The sequence below is a fragment of the Pedobacter sp. 22163 genome, from assembly GCF_052045595.1.
In the GTDB taxonomy this organism is placed as follows: Bacteria; Bacteroidota; Bacteroidia; order Sphingobacteriales; family Sphingobacteriaceae; genus Pedobacter.
Genome location: NZ_JBQEPM010000011.1, coordinates 118,949 through 142,564 on the forward strand (window position 1 = coordinate 118,949; position 23,616 = coordinate 142,564).

At 38.1% G+C, this 23,616-nt stretch carries 26 protein-coding genes; 13 read left to right on the forward strand and 13 right to left on the reverse strand.

The window, feature by feature from the left end; translation table 11 throughout:
• Nucleotides 1-134: 134 nt before the first annotated feature.
• The 5 genes from ACTJKN_RS23940 to ACTJKN_RS23960 all read right to left on the reverse strand — a co-directional run bounded on the left by ACTJKN_RS23940 (nt 135) and on the right by ACTJKN_RS23960 (nt 3,243).
• Entirely contained in the window at nt 135-956 is an 822-nt protein-coding gene (locus ACTJKN_RS23940) for an SDR family oxidoreductase (protein WP_440828209.1), read from the reverse strand.
• Between the two features lie 47 nt (nt 957-1,003).
• Nucleotides 1,004-1,936 (reverse strand): NAD-dependent epimerase/dehydratase family protein, encoded by a 933-nt coding sequence (locus ACTJKN_RS23945; RefSeq protein WP_440828210.1) that lies wholly within the window; start codon nt 1,934-1,936, stop codon nt 1,004-1,006.
• 73 nt (nt 1,937-2,009) lie between these two features.
• Entirely contained in the window at nt 2,010-2,423 is a 414-nt protein-coding gene (locus ACTJKN_RS23950) for a Crp/Fnr family transcriptional regulator (RefSeq protein ID WP_440828211.1), read from the reverse strand.
• On the reverse strand, nt 2,380-2,616 hold the full coding sequence (locus tag ACTJKN_RS23955; protein WP_440828212.1) for a hypothetical protein: 237 nt from the start codon (nt 2,614-2,616) through the stop codon (nt 2,380-2,382). Before ACTJKN_RS23955 ends, ACTJKN_RS23950 begins: the two co-directional genes overlap by 44 nt.
• A gap of 45 nt (nt 2,617-2,661) precedes the next feature.
• Nucleotides 2,662-3,243 (reverse strand): thymidine kinase, encoded by a 582-nt coding sequence (locus ACTJKN_RS23960; RefSeq protein WP_440828213.1) that lies wholly within the window; start codon nt 3,241-3,243, stop codon nt 2,662-2,664.
• 123 nt (nt 3,244-3,366) lie between these two features.
• On the opposite strand from ACTJKN_RS23960, the gene ACTJKN_RS23965 reads away from it, so the two are divergent.
• Nucleotides 3,367-4,554 (forward strand): hypothetical protein, encoded by a 1,188-nt coding sequence (locus ACTJKN_RS23965; protein ID WP_440828214.1) that lies wholly within the window; start codon nt 3,367-3,369, stop codon nt 4,552-4,554.
• Nucleotides 4,555-5,140: 586 nt separating this feature from the next.
• On the opposite strand, the gene rodA is transcribed toward ACTJKN_RS23965, so the two are convergent.
• The 7 genes from rodA to ACTJKN_RS24000 all read right to left on the reverse strand — a co-directional run bounded on the left by rodA (nt 5,141) and on the right by ACTJKN_RS24000 (nt 13,278).
• Nucleotides 5,141-6,403, reverse strand: coding sequence for a rod shape-determining protein RodA (rodA, locus tag ACTJKN_RS23970; RefSeq protein WP_440828215.1), 1,263 nt, complete (start codon nt 6,401-6,403; stop codon nt 5,141-5,143).
• 1 nt (nt 6,404) lies between these two features.
• Nucleotides 6,405-8,414: a penicillin-binding protein 2 gene (gene mrdA, locus ACTJKN_RS23975; RefSeq protein ID WP_440828216.1), complete on the reverse strand. Its 2,010-nt coding sequence runs from the start codon at nt 8,412-8,414 to the stop codon at nt 6,405-6,407.
• Nucleotides 8,414-8,929, reverse strand: coding sequence for a hypothetical protein (locus ACTJKN_RS23980; protein WP_029277298.1), 516 nt, complete (start codon nt 8,927-8,929; stop codon nt 8,414-8,416). Before ACTJKN_RS23980 ends, mrdA begins: the two co-directional genes overlap by 1 nt.
• Nucleotides 8,922-9,761: a rod shape-determining protein MreC gene (mreC, locus tag ACTJKN_RS23985; RefSeq protein WP_057932503.1), complete on the reverse strand. Its 840-nt coding sequence runs from the start codon at nt 9,759-9,761 to the stop codon at nt 8,922-8,924. The genes ACTJKN_RS23980 and mreC overlap by 8 nt, the downstream gene beginning before the upstream one ends.
• An 85-nt stretch (nt 9,762-9,846) precedes the next feature.
• The gene (locus ACTJKN_RS23990; protein ID WP_010601761.1) at nt 9,847-10,869 is read right to left on the reverse strand and encodes a rod shape-determining protein; all 1,023 of its coding nucleotides are present in this window, start codon (nt 10,867-10,869) and stop codon (nt 9,847-9,849) included.
• A 318-nt stretch (nt 10,870-11,187) separates the two neighbouring features.
• The gene (purH, locus tag ACTJKN_RS23995) at nt 11,188-12,714 is read right to left on the reverse strand and encodes a bifunctional phosphoribosylaminoimidazolecarboxamide formyltransferase/IMP cyclohydrolase (protein WP_440828217.1); all 1,527 of its coding nucleotides are present in this window, start codon (nt 12,712-12,714) and stop codon (nt 11,188-11,190) included.
• Nucleotides 12,715-12,906: 192 nt separating this feature from the next.
• Nucleotides 12,907-13,278, reverse strand: coding sequence for a winged helix-turn-helix transcriptional regulator (locus tag ACTJKN_RS24000; RefSeq protein WP_440828218.1), 372 nt, complete (start codon nt 13,276-13,278; stop codon nt 12,907-12,909).
• Nucleotides 13,279-13,306: 28 nt separating this feature from the next.
• Here ACTJKN_RS24000 and ACTJKN_RS24005 point away from each other — a divergent pair, with 28 nt between their 5' ends.
• Nucleotides 13,307-14,764 (forward strand): MFS transporter, encoded by a 1,458-nt coding sequence (locus ACTJKN_RS24005; RefSeq protein ID WP_440828219.1) that lies wholly within the window; start codon nt 13,307-13,309, stop codon nt 14,762-14,764.
• Between the two features lie 32 nt (nt 14,765-14,796).
• On the opposite strand, the gene purN is transcribed toward ACTJKN_RS24005, so the two are convergent.
• A complete protein-coding gene (gene purN / locus ACTJKN_RS24010) occupies nt 14,797-15,375 on the reverse strand; it encodes a phosphoribosylglycinamide formyltransferase (protein WP_440828220.1) in 579 nt (192 codons plus the stop codon).
• A 242-nt stretch (nt 15,376-15,617) separates the two neighbouring features.
• Between purN and rpsT the strand changes: the two genes are divergently transcribed.
• The 11 genes from rpsT to ACTJKN_RS24065 all read left to right on the forward strand — a co-directional run bounded on the left by rpsT (nt 15,618) and on the right by ACTJKN_RS24065 (nt 23,324).
• Nucleotides 15,618-15,872, forward strand: coding sequence for a 30S ribosomal protein S20 (gene rpsT, locus ACTJKN_RS24015; protein ID WP_029277289.1), 255 nt, complete (start codon nt 15,618-15,620; stop codon nt 15,870-15,872).
• Between the two features lie 70 nt (nt 15,873-15,942).
• A complete protein-coding gene (locus ACTJKN_RS24020; RefSeq protein ID WP_440828221.1) occupies nt 15,943-16,224 on the forward strand; it encodes a UPF0758 domain-containing protein in 282 nt (93 codons plus the stop codon).
• Between the two features lie 8 nt (nt 16,225-16,232).
• Entirely contained in the window at nt 16,233-16,640 is a 408-nt protein-coding gene (locus ACTJKN_RS24025; protein ID WP_440828222.1) for a JAB domain-containing protein, read from the forward strand.
• A 105-nt stretch (nt 16,641-16,745) separates the two neighbouring features.
• Nucleotides 16,746-17,582 (forward strand): endonuclease/exonuclease/phosphatase family protein, encoded by an 837-nt coding sequence (locus ACTJKN_RS24030; RefSeq protein WP_440828223.1) that lies wholly within the window; start codon nt 16,746-16,748, stop codon nt 17,580-17,582.
• Nucleotides 17,583-17,585: 3 nt separating this feature from the next.
• Entirely contained in the window at nt 17,586-18,344 is a 759-nt protein-coding gene (locus tag ACTJKN_RS24035; RefSeq protein WP_440828224.1) for a prolipoprotein diacylglyceryl transferase, read from the forward strand.
• 5 nt (nt 18,345-18,349) lie between these two features.
• Nucleotides 18,350-19,744 (forward strand): radical SAM protein, encoded by a 1,395-nt coding sequence (locus ACTJKN_RS24040; RefSeq protein ID WP_440828225.1) that lies wholly within the window; start codon nt 18,350-18,352, stop codon nt 19,742-19,744.
• Nucleotide 19,745: 1 nt separating this feature from the next.
• Nucleotides 19,746-19,940, forward strand: coding sequence for a hypothetical protein (locus tag ACTJKN_RS24045; protein WP_215129284.1), 195 nt, complete (start codon nt 19,746-19,748; stop codon nt 19,938-19,940).
• 9 nt (nt 19,941-19,949) lie between these two features.
• Nucleotides 19,950-20,144, forward strand: coding sequence for a hypothetical protein (locus tag ACTJKN_RS24050; RefSeq protein WP_230145378.1), 195 nt, complete (start codon nt 19,950-19,952; stop codon nt 20,142-20,144).
• A 134-nt stretch (nt 20,145-20,278) separates the two neighbouring features.
• Nucleotides 20,279-22,678: a phenylalanine--tRNA ligase subunit beta gene (pheT, locus tag ACTJKN_RS24055; protein WP_440828226.1), complete on the forward strand. Its 2,400-nt coding sequence runs from the start codon at nt 20,279-20,281 to the stop codon at nt 22,676-22,678.
• Between the two features lie 31 nt (nt 22,679-22,709).
• Complete coding sequence (locus ACTJKN_RS24060) at nt 22,710-23,000, forward strand: hypothetical protein (protein WP_057932492.1); 291 nt, start codon at nt 22,710-22,712, stop codon at nt 22,998-23,000.
• 33 nt (nt 23,001-23,033) lie between these two features.
• Entirely contained in the window at nt 23,034-23,324 is a 291-nt protein-coding gene (locus ACTJKN_RS24065) for a cell division protein ZapA (protein WP_086545136.1), read from the forward strand.
• Nucleotides 23,325-23,616: the final 292 nt, after the last annotated feature.

A 23,616-nucleotide genomic window follows, 5' to 3' on the forward strand; every position in this document is an offset into this window, starting at 1 on the left:
AATCTTAAAACTTATTGCATTACGATTATTCATAAGCTTTTCTCTCTTCAAGGGCATTCATGAGCACTACGTGGTTCCCAATCAAGTTGGAATGACGCTGCGACTTATAAATGCACCTTAGTTAAGGCGAACATTTAAATCCCAACCTCAAACGTATAATCCAAAAAATCAGGTACATTAACACTTTCCACAATTTTCCAATCTTTCTTTTCTGTAATAAAATCAGGTATGGCAAGTCCTGTGGTTTTGGCTGCATTGGCATAGAAATCCATTTTTGCAGGATGGTTTGGTGAGCAGGCATTGTATGTTTTGCCGAATGCCTGTTTTTCCAAAAGTTTGACCGCAATCCCTACAGCATCTGTTTGGTGAATTAAGTTTACGGGAGCTAAACCATTCGGTATATTACTTTTTCCGGCAAAAAATCGCCCCGGGTTACGGTCAGGGCCTATTAAACCCGCAAAGCGGATCACTGTGCAGTTTTCGGGGAATAGTTGCTTAAATAGAATTTCTGCAGCTAAAACGACTCTTCCCGAATCAGTATCAGGATGTGTCTCGCTGGTTTCATTTACTGTTTTGTTTTCATCAGCATAAACACTTGTCGAACTGATCAACACCACATGTTTCGATTTATCTTTCGCAGCAGCTAAAATTGAATTTATCTTTTGAGGATAATCAAGAAGTTCAGCCGAATTGCGCTTTGGCGGAATACAGATAAACAAGGTGTCGGCATTAAAAAATGCTGGATCGGCTACAATCGCTTCTGCCGTAAAATTGATCAAAAAAGGCTGTATATTCTCAGCCTTAAGTATTGCTAACTTCTCCCGACTAGTGGTAGAGCCTTTAACGGTATAATTTAACCCGATCAATTTTTTGGCTAAAGCCAGGCCAAACCAACCACAGCCTAAAACCGATATGGTTTTAATGCTGTTTTTACCTGTTGTATTATCTTGAATCATTTGCGCTAAAGATAAATAGTTAGCTTTATAATTTGCCCTGATTCATGTCAATTCTGCTTCTTATACATCGTTTTCGACAATTTTAAAATGCCATCATAATAAGGTGTAGGTTTGAAATTAAATGCCTTTTCAAATTTGGTAGAATCGAAATGATAATCATGATCGTACTGATAGTACATTTCTACAGTACCTGCAATTACCTTTTTAAATAAACCTACTAAACGTAGCATCAGTTTATTAATGGTCGAATATTGAGGTTTGGTTTCATAAATCTTTGCAGCCATTTCTATAAAAGCTTTTCCTTTTAAAGGCGCTGCAGTTGGCAGGTGCCATATCTGGTTGCCAGAATCAGGTGTTTGTCCTAACAGAAATAGAGCTTTTCCAGCATCTTCAATGTAAGTAAAACTGTGTAGTGTATTTGGGTCTCCTATCCATTGAGCGCTATTTTTTTTGGCAAATTTGTCGAGTACCATCATGTCAAAAAAACTGTTCATCGAATCTGCTCCGTAAAAATCTGCAGCACGGGCAATGGTTACATTTATTTTACCCGCTTTCGATTCGTTCATTAATTGTTCGGCTACCTTTGCCCTTATTTCTCCTTTTAAACTACAGGGATGGTAAGGCGTATCTTCCCTCATTGGACCATTTACCAGGCCATACATATAAACATTATCAAAAAATATCAGTCTTGCACCAGTTCGTTTAGTTAAGTTAATTACATTTTGAATAATAATAGGCCATTGTTCTTGCCATATTTTAGCATCGTAAACCAAACCAGCGCACAGATATATAACTTTCGAACCTTCAGCAGCAGCAAGAAGCTCGGCTTCATTTAATAAATCGGCCTTAACCCAGCTTGCATTTGGGTTGCTTGCAGAAATTGGTTTTCGGCTAACCAATCTAATGGTTTCGTTAGTATTGGTTAACTCTCTGATCAGTGCGTTTGCTGTTGGTCCGCCGGCGCCAAGTATAGTGTGCATATCTTCGTTTTTGATTAGTTCAAAGTTATGTGGCATTGAACCATAAAAACGTTAACAAAAGATAAGGATTAATTTAATCCTTCAAAATGAGTGTGCGTTTACGGATACGCGAGAGTGAAACAGGGGTAATGCCTAAAAAATTGGCGATATAGTGTTGTGGAACACGCTGAAAAATATCTTTTGCGGTTTTTTCAAGAACAGTATAACGCTCTTCGGGACTTTGGGTAACAAAAGCATTAAGGCGGTCTTCAAAACAGCAGATGTAATATTCAGCAACCAGACGGCCAAACCGTTCCATTTTCAGCGCCAGCACGGGATGGTTTAACATTTTCTGAAGATCGGCATAAGCAATAAGAACAAGTTGGGTTTCCTCCAGGGCCTGAATAAAGTTTGTACTCGGTACTCTTTTTACAAAGCTCTTATAGGCACTTACCAGCTCGTTTTCAAAACAAAAAGTAACCGGTAATTTCCTGTCCGTCTTTAACATGATAATGCCTTACAGCGCCCTGGATAATAAAGGCAATATAATCGCATACTTTTCCTTCAATTACAAAATGTTCCTTTTTCTTTAGGGTAGAAAAACTCAGGTACTGCGTTAAGATTTCCCATTCGCTTTCTTCGAAAGTTACGAATTTTGCTAAACCAGTTCTAAAAGCATTAATTTTAAATTGTTTATCCATAATATTTAAGTGCAACTTAAAGGTACAGATTAATCAATCATGATATTATCCTTTGCCCAGATTATAGCAAGCCCTGCACCGTGGCTCATAACTTTCCTTTTCGCCTAATAAAACGGTAGCTTCATCAGCAACTGTACGGTAACTGTATAGGGCTGGGTTTCCACAGCAAACACAAACGGCATTTACTTTGGTAACATGTTCGGCAATGGCCATTAAAGCAGGCATGGGCCCAAAGGGTTTGCCCGTAAAATCCATATCCAGACCCGCAACAATAACGCGTATGCCTTTAAGGGCTAGTTTATTACAAACATCTGGGAGTTCGTTATCAAAAAACTGCGCTTCATCTATCCCAACCACCTGTGTATTGGTGCCAAGCAGTAAAATAGCCGAAGCGCTATCAACAGGAGTAGAGTTTATAGAGTTTAAATCGTGCGAAACCACAGCAGTTTCATGGTAGCGGGTATCGGTACGGGGTTTGAAAATTTCGACATTCAGTTTAGCAATCTGGGCTCTTTTTAACCTGCGGATCAGTTCTTCCGTTTTACCAGAAAACATAGAGCCACATACCACTTCTATACTTCCCGAAAATTCGCCCCTTCTTCTAAAATTTTGTTCGCTAAATAACATGCCTGTTTTTTTATTCCCCTATGTCCGTTCTATAATTTTTAAACCGAACAAATATGAGAATTATGTGTTATTTTTGAACACATAGTTACCAACATAAATCGACTAAAAATTCGTTTTAATTTTATGATGAACCAACAGGATATTTTCAGAAAGATCGGCAGCATTTTAACAGAATTAAATGAGCAATATCAGTTTTTAGCTCAAAATCCTCAGCAATTAAACGATTTGGAGCTGGAGCTTTTTCTGGCCAATGCCCATTTCCTTTCTGATCACGTGAATATCGTCAAAAAATTAAATACCATAATAGAAGATAAGCCCGCCGAACCTGGAAACCATGCTTTATTGGCCGAACAAAATACCATTATCCTGCCCGAAGTTGAAAAAAGTTATGTAGAAGACGATGAGTGTTTCGATCCGCAGGAACTGGAAGAAGTGGCTACTGCCCAGGAAGAAGAAGAACGTGTGGATGTGAAGCCCGAACAGGAAGTGCTGGATGATGAAATTATTGAAGAAGAAAAAGCTGCATCGCTTTTGAATAAAGATTTCTTTAAGCCAGACCGGGACAACCATACTTTTGAATTTGTACTAGATACACACGATGAAAATGATCAGTTTGAATACGAGGCAAAATCTGTTGAAGAAATTTTCGATCGCCCTTTAAGCAAAGAAGAAGCTGAAATTTTAGCGCAGAAAAAGAAAATACATGAGAAAGAGGCTTCAGCTGTCCAGGAGGAGGTTTTACCAACAGAAGATGATGAAGTTGGTCCCGAACCTTTTTTAATTCCCCACGAAGAAGAGGAAGAACCTTTAGTAATTGCCGAGGAAGAACCTGTTGCAGTTGTTAAAGAAGTGGAACTGGTTGCTGCGCCAAGTGAGCCTATTGATGCAATAAAGGATGTAAAATTGGATGATCCCATTATTTCGCCACCCGTTGAACAGGAGCGCCCTTTGTTTAGACCTGAAGCTGTTCCGGTAAAACCAGCCCCACAACCCGAAGCGGCTAAACCTGCACCAAGTTTAAATGATCTGCTCGCCAAAACAAATGGTAAAAGCGATGAGCCTGTTAAAGCACCTATCACCGATTTAAAGCAGGCGATTAGTTTAAATGAAAAGTTACTTTTTATCAAAGATCTTTTTAATGGGTATAATCTGGCCTATTCGGAAGTAATTGATATCATAAATAAGATGAGCAGTTTCGAAGCAGCAGATAGCTACCTACAGAATAATTACGCAGCGAAAAATAACTGGGCCAATAAACAGGCTACAGTTGATCAGTTTTACGAATTATTGAACCGTAGGTTTAGCAAGTAGGGCGGTAGGCGTAAGGCGTTCGGAGACTGGCCTTACACCGCGCATCGTCTGGCTATGTTAAAAGATCTCTCCACTACGGTCGAGATGACGAGACCTCGTAACCTGTCATCTTATCCCATTGTTTTCTAAAAGCTGAACCTTCAGGATGACGCATCTCTTTTGATATATCAACTTTAGCTTAAGAACCGTGATCATAGAAAAACCATTCCAATTTCGTAAATGATTAGGAAATGATTGTTCAGCATTTCATTGGTGCTGTAGCTCTACCACTACTTCAATCTTTTTGTAAATTTAACTTAATGGGAAATATGATTTTTCCAAAAAGGATTTCCGTTAAATGGGTTTATTAACCCAAAACAGTAGCACAGAACTGCCCACCTAAACCCGATAAAAGCGAACACGAAGCCCGATTTTTTCCATCGAGAGAAGTAAAGCGGTTAGCGGGAATACACATTGATTTTAGAAGAACTTTTGCTTTCCAATAAATAGATTTTCGACCTAAACGCATCCTTAAGAATGCTTTTGCTTCGGAATGAAGAATTCCTTTTGATATATCGACTGCAGACTAAGGACTCCCGACTTAGGACTAAATAAACCCCATCCGGTTAGAATCGAGCTTTAAAAAGATAAACAGTAAGATCGTAAAACTCCATAAAGATGAACCACCATAACTAATTAGGGGTAGCGGAATTCCAATTACGGGAATAATACCAATCGTCATCCCGATATTAATAAAAACGTGGAAAAAGAGGATACAAGCTACGCTATAGCCATACACCCTGGAGAATGTAGATCGTTGCCTTTCTGCTAAATTAACCAATCGGAGGAGCAGGAACATATACAAGCCTATCACTACAGCACAACCCATAAAGCCCCATTCTTCGCCGATGGTAGAGAAGATAAAATCGGTACTCTGCTCTGGTACATAACCATATTTAGTTTGTGTGCCCTGTAAAAATCCACGGCCGGTTGCCTGCCCTGAGCCTATGGCAATTTGCGATTGGATTACATTATAGCCTGCACCTTTATTATCGGTTTTAAGCCCTAACATTAATTCGATACGGCTACGTTGGTGGGGAGCTAAAACTTTTTCGTAGGCAATTTTTATTAAAAAGAGATAGCCAATGGCGAAAACGGTTACCAAGACAGTAGAGAAGATTATTTTTTGTTTTCTCCTGTTGTTATAAATGAAAAGGCCGGCAATTGTGGTAATAATGATGATCAAGATATAGGTAGGGACCAAGAAATCGGCAATAAAGAGCACAATCATTCCCAAAAATATCAATAGAAAATAACCTGATAAACCTTCCCGGTACAATGGGAACATAAATGCAAGAAATACCAATGCCGAACCAGTATCGGGCTGAAGCATAATTAACAATAGCGGTGCGCCTACAATTAATCCAGCAATCATGATTGATTTAACATCGCGGAATTTAGGGTTAAATGCGCCTACATATCTTGCCAAAAGCAAGGCTGTGCCAAACTTGGCAAATTCTGCAGGTTGAAGTTTAAATGAGCCTATTGCGATCCATGCCTGGTTCCCGGCCACTTTGTTTCCAATTACCAATACGGCCATTAACAACAACAGTGTGCCGCCATAAATAAAAGGCGAGAAGACATTGAAAAGCCTCCCATCAAATAATAAGATAGATAAGCCTAAAATTAAACCAGTAATGATATAAATGAGCTGTTTGCCATAAAGCGTGCTAAAGCCAAATACAGCGGTTTGCTCTGGCGGAACTGAAGCATAAATATTGATGAAACCAATAGCGCATAAGGCAATATAGATTAAAACAGTAATCCAATCTACATTAAAGAAAAAACGGTTTCCATGTTGCTGCTGCATTTTATTTCTGGATTACAGGTTTATCGATGATTACTGATTTTAATTCTTTAGGTTTTGTAGTAACCGTTTGTTTTATCGTTGCCGATTTAATTCTCAAACTGTCTTTTATCCTTTTGGTTGAATCTGCTTTTTTAAGCAACAGACTATCTGCCTTCGTTAATTTGATTTTTTTTGTTTTGTCGATTAATAACGGAAGCAGGTTTTGATTCTTCATCCATTCTACCTGAGCAGCTCTTCCACCACTAACACTACCTTTCAGATATTTTTCGATCATATAACTGGCTATCGGCGCTGCATAAGTACTACCAAAACCAGCATTTTCTACAATTACGGCAATAGCAATTTTCGGATTATCGCGTGGGGCAAAACCTATAAAAACAGAGTGGTTTTTTCCGTGTGGGTTTTGTACCGTTCCTGTTTTTCCACAGAGTACTATATCAGGAATCCGCGACAGTATGGCGGTTCCCCAGCTGCTGTTTACGGCATCCTGCATACCATCAATTACAGGTTCGAAATGTTTGGCATCTACCCCAACATAATTTTTAACTACATATTCTTTTTTAACCAGATTTTTATCGCCTATACCTTTAATTAAGTGCGGTTTAATGTAATAACCACGATTAGCAATAATAGCCATGGCATTTGCCATTTGCAATGGGGTAGCGGTAATCTCACCCTGACCAATAGCCTGCGAAATTACGTTGGTGTAGCCCCATCTTTTGCCATAAATTTTATCGTAGTGGTCTGCGGTATAAAAATAGCCTTTTCTTTCATAAGGCATATCAATGTCGAGCTTTGATCCGAAACCAAATTTGGCTACTTTATCGCGCCATTCCTGATAAGTTTGTCTTTGGTTTTTCATCCCGTTTTTGGTAATCAACTTCTGAAAAACATAACAGAAGTAAGTGTTGCAGGAACGGGCAATACCTCTTCTCAGCGAAATTGAACCATCAAAGTGTTCACATTTAATTTTTCTATTTCCAGCCTGATAATAGTGTGGACAAAAGAATGTGGTGTTGGGATCTATTACGCCTTCTTGTAATCCGATTAGCGCATCAACTGGCTTAAATGACGATCCTGGGGGATAGTAACCCATTATTGGCCTTACTAAAGATGGGCGGTATGGATTACCCACAATAAATTCCATGTAATTGTTCCCCTGGTTTCTGCCCACCAAAAGATTTGGATCATAGCCCGGACTACTTACCAATGAAAGAATTTCTCCGGTAGCAGGCTCAATCGCTACAATTGCCCCAACCTTGTTCATCATCAATTCCTCACCGAGTTTTTGAATTCTCATATCAATTCCTGAGATCAATCTTTCTCCCGAAACTGCATTTACATCGTATTTACCATCGGCATAACTTCCCTGTGGGGTATTGTGCGCATCGTATACTGTATTAATTACACCCTTTTCGCCCCTTAAAGTTTCTTCATAAGAAAACTCTAAACCACTTTTGCCCTTATAATCGCCAGGTTTGTAAAAGCCTTCAGATTTTTCGATATCGGTGGGGCTTACTTCTTTTACATAGCCAAATAATTGTCCACCAACACTATCGGGATAATGCCTGATGGTTCTGTCTTGTGTTCTAAAGCCCGGAAAACGGTAAAGGGTTTCCTGCAGACGGGCATAACTTTGAACAGAAATCTGTTTGAGGAAGGGGGTAGCCTGATAACTCGATTTTCCCCTTGCTTTTTTAAGGTTTTTGCGAACGTCCTCAAAAGTAATGTCTAACGCCTGTGCAAGTGCCAAGGTATCAAACGGTTTTACTTCATTTGGCGTAACCATTAAGTCGTACACAGGTTCATTTTGTACAATTACCTTCATGTTCCGGTCTAGAATGGCACCGCGGGCAGGGTATTTATAGATTTTGCGTAAAACATTACTTTCTGCAGAAACGAAAGCTGCATCGCTAATAATCTGGATATAAAATAACTTCCCCAATAAAATCAGGGCGATTACAATAAATAATCCTTGAATGATATATTTTCGGTTAAATAATTGATCCATTAGCGTGGTGTTCTTCTATAGAATATAAACTCTACCAATAAAATAATAAGCAGTGTAAAGATACAACTTAAGCCGCATCTCATTAAGGTATAACCAATTTCGGTTAGCCTAAATGTTTCTAAAAAGAACAGCACCAGGTGGTGTGCAACAACGCAAAGAAAAGCATAAAGTGAAAACCATTGGAAACCCATATAACTTAACGATGGTTCTGGGTCGTCAATTGCGTCGCGGTTTAAACTTATCGATATAAAGGAAATCCTTACAAAAGCCAATACCACGCAGGCTGTAGCATGTACACCCATGGTATCGTAAAAAGCATCGAGCGTTAAGCCTGTTCCAAAAGCCAATAAGTACAGCAAAATATTGGGGATTCCGAATGGAAGCAGGAGCAAAAACAGCACGTAGATAAACGGTGTGGAAAGATCATAAAAGCCCATGTTTTTGAGCAGGAAGATCTGCACAAAAAGCAGTAAAAACCACCTGATCACATTTACAATTATGATTCTACTATTCATTCGGTTTAACTAAGCTTTCCAAAGCCTTTTGCTCTTCGGCCTTTTTATCTTTAACCACATATACATATTGCAATGTGCTAAAATCTGTAAATAAATTTAATTCTCCTGATAAGAAATTATCATTGGTAGCTACATTAGGCTTAATGATTTTTCCAACCAAGATTCCGGCAGGAAAGGATCCGTAACCCGAGGTAACAACGGTATCGCCCACATACATTTTAATGTGGTTCGGCACCTCTTTTACGAAGGCTTTTTTAATGTCGAAATTTCCGTCACCCCAAACCAACGAACCTAGAGCATTATTCTTTTTTAAAGTCACACTTATTTTGGTGTCTTTATGCAATAGCGATTGTATGGTTGCCAAATGTGCGGAAACATCGCGAATAAAGCCCACCACACCCCGTTGAGGCGCGATAACGGCCATGCCACTTTTAATGCCGTCAACAGTACCTTTATTAATTGTCATTACGTTGTTGCGTAAAGTGATCGAGTTTTTAACCACTTTGGCAGCCAAATAAGTGTATTGCTGATTGGTAACTGTATCTACCACTTTAACATCTTTGGTCGTATCTACCGTAGTTAATCCCAGTAACTGGCTTTTAAGCTTAGCGTTTTCTGCTGCAAGGCTATCATTAACCATACCCAGGTTTAAGTATCGTTTAAAAACATTTAACCTTTCGTATGCCGTGCCCACAACCTCATTGCTTGAGTTTAAAGTTACGCTACGCTGATAGGAGTTGTTTTTCACCGTTAGATAGATCCCTACGATAAAAAAAATGATAAATAAGAAAAATGCGTTGTATCTGCTGATGAAAATCCAAAGGTTACGCATTGCTCATGAGATATGAGATTTGAGATATGAGATATGAGTTTGGATAATTAGTCTCAAATCTCACATCTCATATCTCAAATCAAGGTTATTGCATTAAGAATTTATATCCGCCAATGTTTTTAAGGGCGATGCCGGTTCCACGAACTACTGCACGAAGCGGATCTTCTGCAACGTGAACAGGTAATTTGGTTTTAGCAGCTACACGCTTATCTAAACCTCTTAACAATGCACCACCACCGGTTAAATAAATACCAGTTTGGTAAATATCTGCCGAAAGCTCTGGAGGCGTAATCTCTAAAGCTTTTAAAATTGCTTCTTCAATTTTAGAGATCGATTTATCTAAACAGTGTGCAATTTCGGTATAAGAAACCGTGATCTGCTTTGGTACACCGGTCATTAAATCGCGACCTTGAACTGCAAAATCAGCAGGAGCATCCTGTAATTCAGGTAAAGCTGCACCAACTTCAATTTTAATTTTCTCAGCGGTACGGTCACCAATCATAATGTTGTGTTGACGGCGGATATAGTTTACAATATCAGAGTCGAAGTTATCCCCGGCAACGCGAATAGATTGATCGCACACGATACCTGATAAAGCGATAACTGCAATTTCTGTCGTACCGCCACCTATATCGATAATCATGTTACCCATTGGCTCTTCTACATCTATCCCGATACCTACGGCAGCTGCCATTGGCTCATGAATTAAGTATACCTCTTTTGCTCCTGCAATTTCAGCAGAGTCGCGCACTGCACGTTTTTCTACTTCAGTAATACCGGATGGAATACAGATTACCATACGTAAAGATGGGAACATCCATCCTTTACCGCCATTAAGCATACGGATCATGCCTTTAATCATCGCTTCAGCAGCGTTGAAATCGGCAATAACGCCATCTTTTAATGGACGAACGGTTTTAATATTATCGTGGGTTTTACCCTCCATTTGCATTGCCTGACGACCTATAGCAATGACTTTGTTTGTAGTACGATCGAAGGCAACGATAGATGGCTCATCTACAACTACTTTGTCGTTATGTATAATCAGGGTATTCGCAGTGCCTAAATCGATGGCAACTTCTTGCGTAAACCAGTTAAATAATCCCATGTATAAGGTATGTTTTCTTTATTTTATCAAATCTATACTATTCCTAATGTAAAAATAGCTTTTTTATTGTTTTAAGTTTTATTTTCTTCAGTTATTAAATTGTTTTTGAGGCAATTAAAATGTTCAGAAAATAAAAAGCTGTAATTCTTAGGTTAAAGCAGTCCCGCTATCCGATCAATCCGATGAAATCGGTTTAGTTACCAGGAGCCGGCTTTTCAAATTTCCTTTCCCTGCCCCTCCAAGTTTCATACCCGCATGGTGAATTTGAGCTTTCGATAGGTAACCTTCCGCCTTTAAACCCTCTACCTTTTAACTTATCTAGTGTTTAAAATGTCTTACCCCAGTGGTTACCATTGCAATACCTTTTTCGTTTGCTTTAGCAACAGAATCAGCATCTTTTATTGATCCGCCAGGTTGCAGCACAGCTGTAATTCCTGCTTCGGCAGCAATTTCAACACAATCAGGAAAAGGGAAGAAAGCATCAGAAGCCATAGCAGCACCTTTAACACTGAATCCGAAAGCCGCTGCTTTTTCAATCGCTTGTCTTAAGGCGTCAACACGTGAAGTTTGACCAACGCCGCTTGCAATTAAAACATCATCCTTTACCAAAACAATGGTGTTCGATTTAGTATGTTTTACAATTTTATTGGCAAAGAATAAATCTTTTAACTCTTGTGCAGTTGGTGCTTTATCGGTTACGGTTGTCATTTGTTCAGGGCCTTCGATAATTAAATCTTTATCCTGCTCAATTACGCCGTTTAATAAGGTTTTAAATTGTTTTTTGCTCAACTCAACCTCGTTACGTTGTAAAATAACGCGGTTTTTCTTTTTGCTGAATAACTCAATCGCTTCTGCTTGGTAAGCAGGAGCGATTAACACTTCAAAGAAAAGATTGTTGATTTCTTGAGCCGTTTCTAAATCTACCGCAACATTGGTAATCAATACACCACCAAAAGCAGAAACCGGATCACAGGCCAATGCATCAATCCAGGCTTGTTTAACAGTAGGGCGGGAAGCAATACCACAAGCGTTTGTATGTTTTAAGATTGCAAAAGTTGGATCTTCAAATTCGTCGATCAACGCAACAGCTGCATCTACATCTACCAGATTGTTATAAGAAAGTTCTTTACCGTTCAATTTGGTAAACATAGCATCTAAATCCCCATAAAATACACCACCTTGATGAGGGTTTTCGCCATAACGCAAAGTTTTAGCTTCTGTTACGCTTTGTTTGAAAACATCAATAGGTTCTTCTGTATTGAAGTAATTGAAAATTGCCGTATCGTAGTGCGAAGAAGTGTGGAATGCTGTTTTAGCGAACGATTTACGTTGTGCTAAAGTAGTTTCACCATTTTGCGCTTCTAATTGGGCCTGTAAAGTAGGATAGTCGTTTTTCGATGCGATAATTACCACATCGTTGAAGTTTTTCGCAGCTGCACGGATTAAGGAAATGCCACCGATATCGATTTTCTCGATAATTTCTTCCGGTGTTCCACCTGCTTTTACGGTTTCTTCAAAAGGATATAAGTCAACAATAACCAAATCAATTTCAGGGATCTCATATTCAGCAATCTGCTCTTGGTCGCCAGCTAATGCTCTACGGTTTAAAATTCCACCAAATACTTTCGGGTGTAGGGTTTTAACACGTCCGCCTAAAATAGATGGATAACCTGTTAAATCTTCAACCGCTGTAACCGGAAGATTTAAATCTTTGATGAATTGTTCTGTTCCACCGGTGGAAAATAATTGTACCCCTTGCGCGGCCAACAATTTTACCAATGGCTCCAAACCATCTTTATAATATACTGAGATTAAAGCGTTTTTGATTTTAATGGATTGACTCATTCTACTGAAAATTTTGAGCCGCAAAGGTAGTAAAACAGAGGCATTTATTTAGGCGCAGAATCCAATAAAAATGAAATTATTTATATATTTTTCTCTGTTGGGTGTTTTTTCTTTTTCAGCTGCATTTTTGAGCTTTATTTGTGGAGATAATACAGGTACTAAATGAGGCGCCTGGTTACTTTATATGTGTGGCTATTTGTTTGCCTGGAAGGTGTTCCACCAATCTTCTAAAACGTCTATTACCGGAAGGAGGGTTTTTCCTACACTGGTTAGTTTATATTCTACACGTGGCGGAGATTCTGCAAAAGCTTCACGGAGGATAAGACCATCGCGTTCCATTTCTTTAAGTTGTGTGGTTAGCGTACCCTGGCTTAAGAAATTCATCTCGCGCTTAAGCTCGCCAAACCGCTTAGGGCATTGAGCTGCAATGGCCTTGATGAGCATAATTTTCCATTTCCCCCCAATTACCTTAAACACACCTGTCAATGGGGAGTCATTTAAAAATAAATCCTGATTTTCTCCATTTGTAATGGCTTCATACTCATTATTGGTACTGTTTTGCATACTTGGTACGGTTTATAAGACTACTTGATTGCCGTTAAAGCGTTTTCTTACTTTAAATTTTAAATATAAGAAAAGCAAGGGTATGAAAAAAAATCAAAGGTGGTTCCTGTTGTTAATTGTATGTTCGGCTATATTTTTATCTGTACTGGATCTGTTCATTGTAAATGTGGCGCTTCCCGCCATCAAATCTGGGATTAAAGGCACCGATGCTGATATACAGTTTGTAATCGTAATGTATATTGTGGGGTATGCTTCTTTCCTTATTACTGGTGGGCGGGCAGGTGAATATTTCGGTAAGAAAAAGGTCTTTTTAACCGGGATGTTGGTCTTTACGATTGCTTCTTTTGTTTGTGGGTTTTCACAATCGGCAACCCAGTTAAACATTGCCAGGTTTATTCAGGGAATAAGTGCTGCTTTTATGGTTCCGCAAGGAATGGCTTTTATCCCTGATTTATTTCCCGATCCTAAGGAAAGAATAAAGGTTCTGGGTGTGTATGGTAGTATTGCCGGCATTGCTTCTGTTGCTGGCCAGTTTTTAGGGGGCTTAATCCCTGATCTGGAAATTATTTCACAAAGCTGGCGTTTAATTTTTTTAATAAACGTACCCATAGGGATAATTGCTGCGGTTTTGGGCTTAAAATACCTTAAAGAATCGCCAATAAAAAATGCTGATAAATTTGATTTTACCGGAGGCTTGCTGCTGATGTTAACTTTAACAGCATTTATTTATCCGCTTATCCGCGGGAGGGAATTAAACTGGCCAATATGGAGCATTTTGATGTTGGCACTATCAGTAGTTTTGCTACTTGCCTTTATTTATCACCAGTGGTTAAGTAAAAGATTTGGGAAAAATCCTTTGCTCAATATAAAGGTATTTAAGAATTTCGATTTCAGAATGGGACTTTTAATTTCTCTGTTTTATTACCTCGTTCAAGATTCTTACTTTTTGATCAATACCGTTTATTTGCAAAATGGGATGGGGATTAGTTCCGTTCATACCGGAATCTACTTTGTTTGCCAGGGGGTGGGTTATGTGCTCGCATCTATGTTTTTTGCAAGCCGGGTAACCCGTTATGGTAAATATGTATCACTGTGTGGATCGGTTATTATGATTGTGGCACTCGTTTTTCATGTAATTATTTTTAATTCACCTGATGCCCCTAAATGGCAAATTGCCATTATATTATTTGTTTATGGGATTGGCTGTGGTACAATCCTGCCCTCCTTAATGACTATATCTTTAAAAAGTATTCCCGAAAATATGTTAGGCGTCTCATCGGGCATTTATTTAACACTGCAGCAGGTCTCGGTGGCTATAGGAGTTGCGGTGGTTGGAGGTGTTTTCTTTCAACACCTTGATCATCCACAGGTATTAGCATTGTTTCCGGTTGCTTACCGATGGGCCACATTATTAAATATAGGGTTCCTCATTATTGTAGGTACTTTATTGGTTTTGGCACCAAAAGCAAGCAAACAATCTGTTTGATGGATCTAAGATAAGAATCTCTTATATAAAGGCTATTTTTTTATCTTTTTAACAATGGTTTCGACAATACGTGGGTAATGCTGGTGTTCGAGCTGCTGACCTTTAAACTTTACCATTTCCAGGTTATCGTTTTTGTCTATTCTGTACCTGGCCTGATAAATATATTCACCTTCATCATAGTTTTCATTAACATAATGAATGGTTATTCCACCTTCAGTTTCGCCAGCAGCCATAACGGCATTGTGCACGTGATCTCCATACATGCCTTTACCGCCAAATTTTGGAAGGATTGCCGGATGAATATTTACAATTCTGCCGGGATAAGCATGGATCAGGTTTTTAGGGATCAGCCAGAGAAAGCCTGCAAGCACTACAAAATCGATTTCAAGATTTTTGAGCAGGTCTATTACTTCGTCGGTTTTATAGAACTCGTTTTTGTCGAAAATATGAGTGGGGATTTCGAAATTATCAGCCCGCTGTAATACATAAGCATCGGCATTGTTGGTTAATACCAAAGATATTTCTATTTCATTACTCCGTTTAAAATGCTCCATCAGTTTTTGGGCATTGGAGCCAGAACCTGATGCAAAGATGGCTATTCGTTTTTTCACTCAAAAATCGTTTTGCCCAAAAATAGTATTTTTAAGCCTGTTTTCTTAATCGAAAGGAAATTTTATTGAATTAAGTTAAAGTCTTTATAATGAATAATTTTAACGTATTTTTGCAGTTCGGAAATGGGGTTAAACTTTAATGAAAAAAAAGTTGAAAGTGTTTTGTAATTTAAAAACATTAATCCTATATTTGCAACCCGAATTATAGGAAACGAATAAGAAAAATAAAAGGCTAAATAGAAATGGCAAATCATAAATCTTCATTAAAAAGAATTAGAGCAAACGCAACAAAACGTTTACGTAACAGATATCAGGCAAAAACTACACGTACCTTTATTAAAAGATTACGTGCTGCAGAAGATAAAAAATCTGCATCTGATTTATTGCCTAAAGTAATCTCTATGTTAGATCGTTTAGCTAAAAAGAATATTATCCACAAAAACAAAGCGGCTAATAACAAATCAAAATTAACGAAATTCGTTAACGGTTTAAAATAAGCCAATTTTTTTACGATATTAGTAAAGGCATCCTAACCAAAAGTTAGGATGCCTTTTTTTGTCTGAAAAAATGGAAAATTACGAACAGAAACTAGGTATAAAGTTATGGGCTGAAGAAGATCGCCCCCGTGAAAAACTTTTGTTACACGGCCGAAGACATCTAACAGATGCCGAACTGATTGCTATTTTAATTGGCTCGGGAAGTAAAAATGAAACCGCTGTCGATTTAAGTAAAAGGATTCTGTCGTTTTATGATAATAATTTAACAAAATTGGGGAAAGCTTCTATTCTGGAGCTTTCCAGGTTTAAAGGTATTGGAGAAGCCAAAGCATTAACTATAATTGCCGCTTAGAGCTTGGTTTGAGGCGAAAGGAAACTGCTGAAGAGGCCATTACCCATGTTACTACTTCTAACGATGTTTATAAATATTTACATCAAACTTTCGCTAATCTCAATCACGAAGAGTTCTGGATATTACTCCTAAACAGATCAAATCGCGTAATAGGTAAATTTTTGATCAGTAAAGGCGGGCAGGCAGGTACAGTGGCCGATCCGAAAATTATTTTTAAAACAGCTTTAGAAAACAATGCCGCAAATATTGTATTGGCACATAACCATCCTTCGGGAAGTTTAAAACCCAGTGAGAGCGACGATAAATTGACCAGGAATATGGTTGCTTCAGGGAATTTGCTTGGTCTGTATGTGGTCGATCACCTGATTTTTGCCAATAACCGTTACTATAGCTATCGGGATGAAGATTTAATTTAAAAGATATTCGGTTGTTAAAGTACAATTAACGTTAAATTAGTATAATAGCGGCTTAAAACTAAATATTACTGGTTAGCCAGGATTAATAAATTGTGTAATTATTTTATGAATACTTTAAAAATCATCCCTGTTTTTCTTTTGTTGACCGTTCTGGCATTTGCGCAAAAAACGGCAGCCCCTATTAATATTATTACTTACAATATCCGTTTAAATGTAGCATCTGATGGTATCAATGCCTGGCCTAACCGGAAAGATAATGTTAAGGCCCTGGTGAAATTTCATGATGCTGATATTCTTTGTGTACAGGAAGCCTTACCTGAACAGTTTGATGCGCTTTTGGAGAATTCCAATTTCGATGTAGTGGGTGTTGGCCGTGAAGATGGTAAAAGAAAGGGTGAGTTTTCTGCCGTTTATTTTGATAAAAACAGGTTCACTAAAAAGGATGGCGGAACTTTCTGGTTGTCAGAAACACCAGATGTTCCATCAAAAGGTTGGGATGCCGCACTTAACAGGATATGCAGCTGGGTTAAATTGTACGATAAGCAGAATAAAAAAGAGTTTATCGTTTTTAACACACATTACGATCATATCGGTGTTCAGGCGAGGATCGAATCAGCTAAATTACTTAAAAGTAAAATTCAGCAGATTGCACCAACGCTACCGGTTGTTTTTACCGGAGACTTAAACGTTACGCCCGAAACAGAAGCCATTGCTACTATAAAATCTTTTCTTACCGATGCGAAAGATGTTTCTGTAGAGCCTCCATATGGCCCGACAGGTACTTTTAATGCTTTTGATTTTAACAGTGACCTGAAAAACAGGATCGACTACATTTTTGTAAACAAAGGATTTAAGGTGCAGAAATTCGCTGTATTAACTGATAGTAAGGATAAAAGGTATTATTCTGACCATTTACCTGTTTTTTGCAGACTTTGGTTTTAATAAATGCTGTTAAAATCGCTGTTTCCCTTTCAATTCGAACTTTTTGGTAACTTATACCATTATCATTATATTTTCGAAACACTGGCATTTATAATTGGTGTTAGGTTGTATTATTTCTATAAAAAAGGAATTAAAGACCCGATATCTGATGAAAACAGACTGTGGATTATGCTGGGCGCTATGCTTGGGGCATTAATTGGCTCACGTGTAATTGCTGTGCTCGAAACGCCTGAAGTACTTCACCACCTTAGTTTTTCAGTTCTTTATCAAAGTAAAACCATTGTTGGCGGTTTGCTTGGCGGTTTGTTCGGTGTTGAATTGATAAAAAAGATAATAGGTGTGAATATCGCCTCTGGAGATGTCTACGTTATTCCGATTTTGGTTGCCCTTATTGTTGGTCGTATTGGTTGCTTTTCCATGGGGACCGACGAGCCAACCTACGGTATCCCTACCCATTTTTTTACAGGTATGGATTTGGGCGATGGCATATTGCGGCATCCCATCATGCTCTACGAAATGGTTTACCTCGTACTTTTGATTTTTTTGTTCAATGGCTTGAAAAATAAGACATTGATCAATGGAGACCGTTTTAAATTGTTTATGGTATTATATTTCCTGTTCCGTTTTTGGGTAGAATTTATAAAGCCTTACCATTCATTATTTTTAAATTTAAGCAGCATTCATTGGTCTGCATTGTTTATTTTTATTTATTATTATAGATTCATCATCAGAATTTCGAAACAGATTTTACATAAACAGTAAACATTATGGCCAATACCAGAGATTATATATATTACGATTATACCAAAAGTCTTTGCCCCGAATGTTTACAGCTTTGTGATGCAAAAATTGTTTTTCAGGACGCAAAGGTATTTATGCTGAAAAATTGCAGAACGCATGGCGATAGCAAAGTGATGATTGCTGATGATGTAGAATATTACAAACAGATCCGGAATTACAATAAACAATCGGAAATGCCGCTTAAGTTTAATACTAAAGTGCACTACGGTTGCCCTTACGATTGCGGTTTGTGTACAGATCATGAACAACATTCGTGTTTAACCGTAATAGAGGTTACTGATCGTTGCAACCTGGCCTGTCCAACATGTTATGCCATGTCGTCGCCAAATTATGGCAGGCACCGTACGCTGGAAGAAATAGAACGGATGATGGATGTTGTGGTGGCAAACGAAGGTGAACCCGATGTAGTTCAACTTTCGGGTGGAGAACCAACCGTACATCCCGATTTTTTTAAGATTTTAGACCTTGCCAAAACAAAGCCAATTAAACATTTAATGGTGAATACGAATGGGATCAGGATTGCAAAAGATATTGGCTTTGTAGAAAAATTAGCAAGCTATATGCCCGATTTTGAAATCTACCTGCAGTTTGATAGTTTCAGCGCCGAAGTATTAACCAAGCTAAGGGGAGAAGACCTTACCGAAGTAAGAAGAAAAGCCATCGATCACCTCAACCAGTTTAATGTATCTACTACTTTGGTGGTTACTTTACAAAATGGCCTTAACGATCATGAAATTGGCGATATTTTAGATTATGCACTTAAGCAGAAATGTGTTCGCGGCGTTACTTTCCAGCCTACTCAGGTTGCCGGAAGAAATGATGATTATAATGATCAACAGGGAAGAATAACCCTAACTGAGGTGCGCAGAAAAATTTATGAGCAATACCCAACTTTTACCCCTCAAGATTTAATCCCTGTGCCATGCAACCCCGATGCATTGTGTATGGCTTATGCATTGAAAATCGGCGATGAGGTGATCCCGATGACACATCTGATCAACCCGGAGGATTTACTCAACAATTCAAAAAATACCATCGTTTTCGAACACGATGAAAAATTGAAAGAACACATGCTGAATTTGTTTAGTACTGGTGTTTCGGTAGATTGTGCCGAAGATACCTTTGGCGAATTGATGTGTTGCCTGCCAAGAGTAAAATCGGATAGTTTAAGTTATGATAATTTATTTCGGATTATCATCATGAATTTTATGGATCCGCTGGATTTTGATGTACGCGCTGTTAAAAAATCATGTGTACATATTGTGAGCGATAAATATAAAATGGTACCCTTCGAAACCATGAATATTTTTTACCGCGACAACAAAATAGATCTGATCAGGGAAAAATTAAATATGAACTAACATGGAAGGTTTATTCGGATTATTTATTGTTTATTGTCTTACTGCAGTTGTACTCTTTGTTGTGGGGATTATTCAGATTATTATCAAATCATCAAGGAACGAGCCTGTAAAATCTGGGTTAAAATTGCTTATCATTTCGGTAATTATGATGGTGATTGGTTTTGGTGCCTGTGCGGTGTTGCTCTTTAACAGTTAAATATAGGCTATGGGACTTTTTATTGTATATTGGGTAGTTGTCGCATTGTTGTTTGTAATTGGCATCATTCAGATCATCGTAAAAGCTGCAAATAACCAACCCGTTAAACCCGGCCTTAAACTGGTTATTGCATCTGTTATAATGCTGGTAATAGGAGCAGGAGCATGTGCAGTAATTCTATCCAATTTAAATATTAGCCATTAGTCATTTTTATTGTGTCAAGATTACGGGTTTAGCTTTCTCCTTTGACCTTTAAATAATATCTTTGCGTTTTATGAAATTAGAGTGTCCTTCGAGATTTGTCTTGATACTGGGCACTCGCTACCTGATACTCCAAAATGAAAATATCATATAACTGGTTAAAACAATTCGTACAGATCGATAAAACACCTCAAGAGCTTTCGTTAATTCTTACCAATGTTGGCTTAGAAGTAGAAAGTGTAGAAAAAGTGCAGCCTGTTGTGGGCGGTTTAGAGGGCTTGGTTATCGGCGAAGTGTTAACCTGTGTTCAGCATCCCAATGCCGATCGTTTACGCATTACTACGGTAAACGTGGGTGGTAAAGAAAACCTTCAGATTGTTTGCGGTGCCCCAAATGTAGGCGCCGGCCAAAAAGTAGTAGTAGCTACTGTAGGCACAACGGTATATCCATTAGAGGGTGAGCCATTTAAAATAAAAGAATCAAAAATCAGGGGAGAACTTTCACAGGGAATGATCTGTGCCGAAGATGAAATCGGTTTAGGTAAATCGCATGATGGGATTATGATCCTTGCCAATGATACCGAAATTGGAATCCGTGCAAAAGATCATTTCAAAATGGATGATGATTTTGTTTTCGAAATCGGATTAACACCAAACCGTGCTGATGCGGCTTCGCATTTAGGTGTGGCGAGAGATTTGGCCGCTTATTTCAGAAGCGAGTATGAAATGCCTGATCTTTCAGCTTTTAAAACAGATAATGAAAAACTGGTAATTCCGGTAGAAGTAGAAGATTTAGCAGCTTGTCCTCGTTATAGCAGCTTAACACTTTCTGGCGTTACCGTAAAAGAATCGCCAGAGTGGTTAAAAGATAAATTAAAGGTAATTGGATTACGTCCCATCAATAATGTGGTTGATATTACCAATTATGTGCTTCATGGTTTAGGACAGCCTTTACATGCTTTCGATGCCGACAAAATTACCGGCGGAAAAGTAATCGTGAAAAAAGTTGCTGAAGGAACACCTTTTGTAACCCTTGATGATGTTGAGCGTAAGCTGAGTGCAGATGATTTAATGATCTGCAATACCGAAACACCAATGTGTATTGCAGGTGTTTTCGGTGGAAAATCTTCTGGAGTCGATGCCAGCACCAAAAATATTTTCCTGGAAAGTGCTTACTTTAATTCGGTTTCTGTTCGTAAAACTTCTAAAAGACATGGCTTAAAAACCGATGCTTCTTTCCGTTACGAGCGTGGTACTGATCCGGAGATTACGGTTACGGCTTTAAAATATGCAGCATTATTAATTAAAGAACTGGCTGGCGGGGAAATCTCTTCATCAATATCCGATATTTATCCAAGTCATATCAAGCCTTTCGAGTTTGAAGTAAGTTATACCAATATCAATAAACTAATTGGTGCAAATATTCCATCAGCTGAAATTAAACACATTATTACTGCTTTGGGTATTGCGGCTACTAATACTTCTGAAGATACTTTGGCGTTAAGAGTACCATCTTTTAAAGTTGATGTAACCCGCGAATGTGATATTACTGAAGAAGTATTGCGTATTTACGGTTATAACAATATCGAAATCCCTTCAAAGGTAAATGCATCGCTTTCTTATAGCATTAAGCCTGAAAAAGAAAATACGCACAACGTAATTGCAGATATGCTTACCTCAAACGGTTATGCAGAAATTATGTGCAACTCGTTAACTAAATCGGCCTATTCGAAAAATTTAGACGAAGCTGTATTTATTTTAAATCCCTTAAGCAGCGATTTAAATGTAATGCGCCAGCACTTATTGATGCCTGCATTAGAGAGTGTAGCTTACAACCAGAACCGTAAAAATGCTGATGTTAAGTTTTATGAATTCGGTAAAACCTATCATTTAATTAATGGGCAGTATGTAGAGCGCTCAAGGTTATTATTGTTGATCTCGGGTGCTAAACAGAGCGAGCAATGGAACCACAATGCTAAATCGGCTACCTTTTATAACTTAAAATCGGCAGTTGATGCCATTATAAGCCGTTTGGGAATTGCAAGCTATCAAACCGATACCTTAAACGACGAAAATTTTGCTTACGGGATTAAATACTTCCGTGGAGATAAAACCCTGGTGAGTTTTGGTGCCGTTTCAAAAGCCGACCGTAAAGTAGCCGATGTAAGTGCGGAGGTTTTTTATGCCGATTTTGATTGGGCTGCCTTGTTGGATATTGTAAGGAAAAATAAAATTGTTAACAAAGAAGTTTCTAAGTACCCTCAAGTGCGTAGAGACTTATCTTTATTGATCGATCAGGCGGTAACTTTCGATACTTTAAAAGGTATTGCTTTCAAAACCGATAAAAAGCTGATCAAAGAGGTTGGTGTGTTCGATGTGTATGTAGGTGATAAATTACCTGAAGGCAAAAAATCGTATGCCTTGAACTTCATTTTGCAGGATGAGGAACAAACCTTAACCGATAAGCAGATTGAAAACACGATGCAGAAATTAATCGCGAATTTAACGGCACAAGCTGGTGCAGAAATTAGGAAATAAAATATAAATTCGTATTTTTAGAAATAAATTCATGGCTTCTGTTGCAGATCAATTAGATAAGGTATTACAAAAAACGGCTCAGGTATTGGAGCTATGTAATGCGCTACAGGAAGAAAATGATTTATTAAAGCTTGAAAATCAATCGTTAAAAGTAGCACTCGATACAGCGAAAGGCAAAAATGTAGAACTTGATGAAAAATTAAGGGTTACAAAATTGGCTAAAAGTATAGAGGGGACAAGTGAGAAGTCGCTTGACATTAAACAAAAAATTAACGATTTTGTGCGGGAGATTGATAAAAGTATTGCATTATTAAAAAAATAATGATGCAGAGAAATCAGAAACTAAGCTAAACAAATGGGAGAAATCTCGATTAAAATAACCATTTCCGACCGTATTTATCCACTAAAGGTGAATATGGAAGAGGAAGAAATTGTGAGACGGGCAGCAAAAATGATCAATGAACGCATAAAAGATTATCAGGATAATTATGCGGTTAGAGATAAGCAGGATCTTCTTTCTATGGCAGTGTTACACTATGCAACAGCCGTATTGAGAACAGAAAATAAAGTACAAAGCCAGGATACTGCTGTTGCCGATAAAGTTGAAGAATTGGATGTTTTACTCAGTAATTTCTTTTCAAAATAAGGTTCGTTCTTTCAAAGTATACGTCACTCTGAACTTGGTCAGAGCCTGTTAATAAGATCCTGAAATAATTTCAGGATGACGCATGCTTAAATATTAGCATAAAAACATAGCCGCGGCTAGTTTTTGAGTTTCAAATTTTATAAAACTTAACACTTCAATATCTATAGGGTTAAGAGGGCGTATTTCATCTGCTATGGCACCTGAAAATGGCTTAAACCCTAATTATGCTTAGTTGAGGTTTAAAATGTATGAGACTTTAAAAATTAGTTGCGGTTTTTTTTTACTTAAAAAA

What these genes read in the sequence shown, in the direction of transcription:
- ACTJKN_RS24045 (WP_215129284.1), top strand. Translation starts at nt 19,746, where the DNA reads ATGGAAGGTTTATTCGGATTATTTATTGTTTATTGTCTTACTGCAGTT.
- mrdA (WP_440828216.1), bottom strand. Translation starts at nt 8,414, where the DNA reads ATGGATCAATTATTTAACCGAAAATATATCATTCAAGGATTATTTATT.
- ACTJKN_RS24035 (WP_440828224.1), top strand. Translation starts at nt 17,586, where the DNA reads ATGCTGTTAAAATCGCTGTTTCCCTTTCAATTCGAACTTTTTGGTAAC.
- ACTJKN_RS23965 (WP_440828214.1), top strand. Translation starts at nt 3,367, where the DNA reads ATGATGAACCAACAGGATATTTTCAGAAAGATCGGCAGCATTTTAACA.
- pheT (WP_440828226.1), top strand. Translation starts at nt 20,279, where the DNA reads ATGAAAATATCATATAACTGGTTAAAACAATTCGTACAGATCGATAAA.
- ACTJKN_RS24030 (WP_440828223.1), top strand. Translation starts at nt 16,746, where the DNA reads ATGAATACTTTAAAAATCATCCCTGTTTTTCTTTTGTTGACCGTTCTG.
- ACTJKN_RS23940 (WP_440828209.1), bottom strand. Translation starts at nt 956, where the DNA reads ATGATTCAAGATAATACAACAGGTAAAAACAGCATTAAAACCATATCG.
- ACTJKN_RS23980 (WP_029277298.1), bottom strand. Translation starts at nt 8,929, where the DNA reads ATGAATAGTAGAATCATAATTGTAAATGTGATCAGGTGGTTTTTACTG.
- mreC (WP_057932503.1), bottom strand. Translation starts at nt 9,761, where the DNA reads ATGCGTAACCTTTGGATTTTCATCAGCAGATACAACGCATTTTTCTTA.
- ACTJKN_RS23955 (WP_440828212.1), bottom strand. Translation starts at nt 2,616, where the DNA reads ATGGATAAACAATTTAAAATTAATGCTTTTAGAACTGGTTTAGCAAAA.
- ACTJKN_RS23945 (WP_440828210.1), bottom strand. Translation starts at nt 1,936, where the DNA reads ATGCACACTATACTTGGCGCCGGCGGACCAACAGCAAACGCACTGATC.
- ACTJKN_RS23960 (WP_440828213.1), bottom strand. Translation starts at nt 3,243, where the DNA reads ATGTTATTTAGCGAACAAAATTTTAGAAGAAGGGGCGAATTTTCGGGA.
- rodA (WP_440828215.1), bottom strand. Translation starts at nt 6,403, where the DNA reads ATGCAGCAGCAACATGGAAACCGTTTTTTCTTTAATGTAGATTGGATT.
- ACTJKN_RS24040 (WP_440828225.1), top strand. Translation starts at nt 18,350, where the DNA reads ATGGCCAATACCAGAGATTATATATATTACGATTATACCAAAAGTCTT.
- ACTJKN_RS23950 (WP_440828211.1), bottom strand. Translation starts at nt 2,423, where the DNA reads ATGTTAAAGACGGACAGGAAATTACCGGTTACTTTTTGTTTTGAAAAC.
- rpsT (WP_029277289.1), top strand. Translation starts at nt 15,618, where the DNA reads ATGGCAAATCATAAATCTTCATTAAAAAGAATTAGAGCAAACGCAACA.
- ACTJKN_RS24060 (WP_057932492.1), top strand. Translation starts at nt 22,710, where the DNA reads ATGGCTTCTGTTGCAGATCAATTAGATAAGGTATTACAAAAAACGGCT.
- purH (WP_440828217.1), bottom strand. Translation starts at nt 12,714, where the DNA reads ATGAGTCAATCCATTAAAATCAAAAACGCTTTAATCTCAGTATATTAT.
- ACTJKN_RS24050 (WP_230145378.1), top strand. Translation starts at nt 19,950, where the DNA reads ATGGGACTTTTTATTGTATATTGGGTAGTTGTCGCATTGTTGTTTGTA.
- ACTJKN_RS24065 (WP_086545136.1), top strand. Translation starts at nt 23,034, where the DNA reads ATGGGAGAAATCTCGATTAAAATAACCATTTCCGACCGTATTTATCCA.
- ACTJKN_RS24000 (WP_440828218.1), bottom strand. Translation starts at nt 13,278, where the DNA reads ATGCAAAACAGTACCAATAATGAGTATGAAGCCATTACAAATGGAGAA.
- ACTJKN_RS24020 (WP_440828221.1), top strand. Translation starts at nt 15,943, where the DNA reads ATGGAAAATTACGAACAGAAACTAGGTATAAAGTTATGGGCTGAAGAA.
- ACTJKN_RS23990 (WP_010601761.1), bottom strand. Translation starts at nt 10,869, where the DNA reads ATGGGATTATTTAACTGGTTTACGCAAGAAGTTGCCATCGATTTAGGC.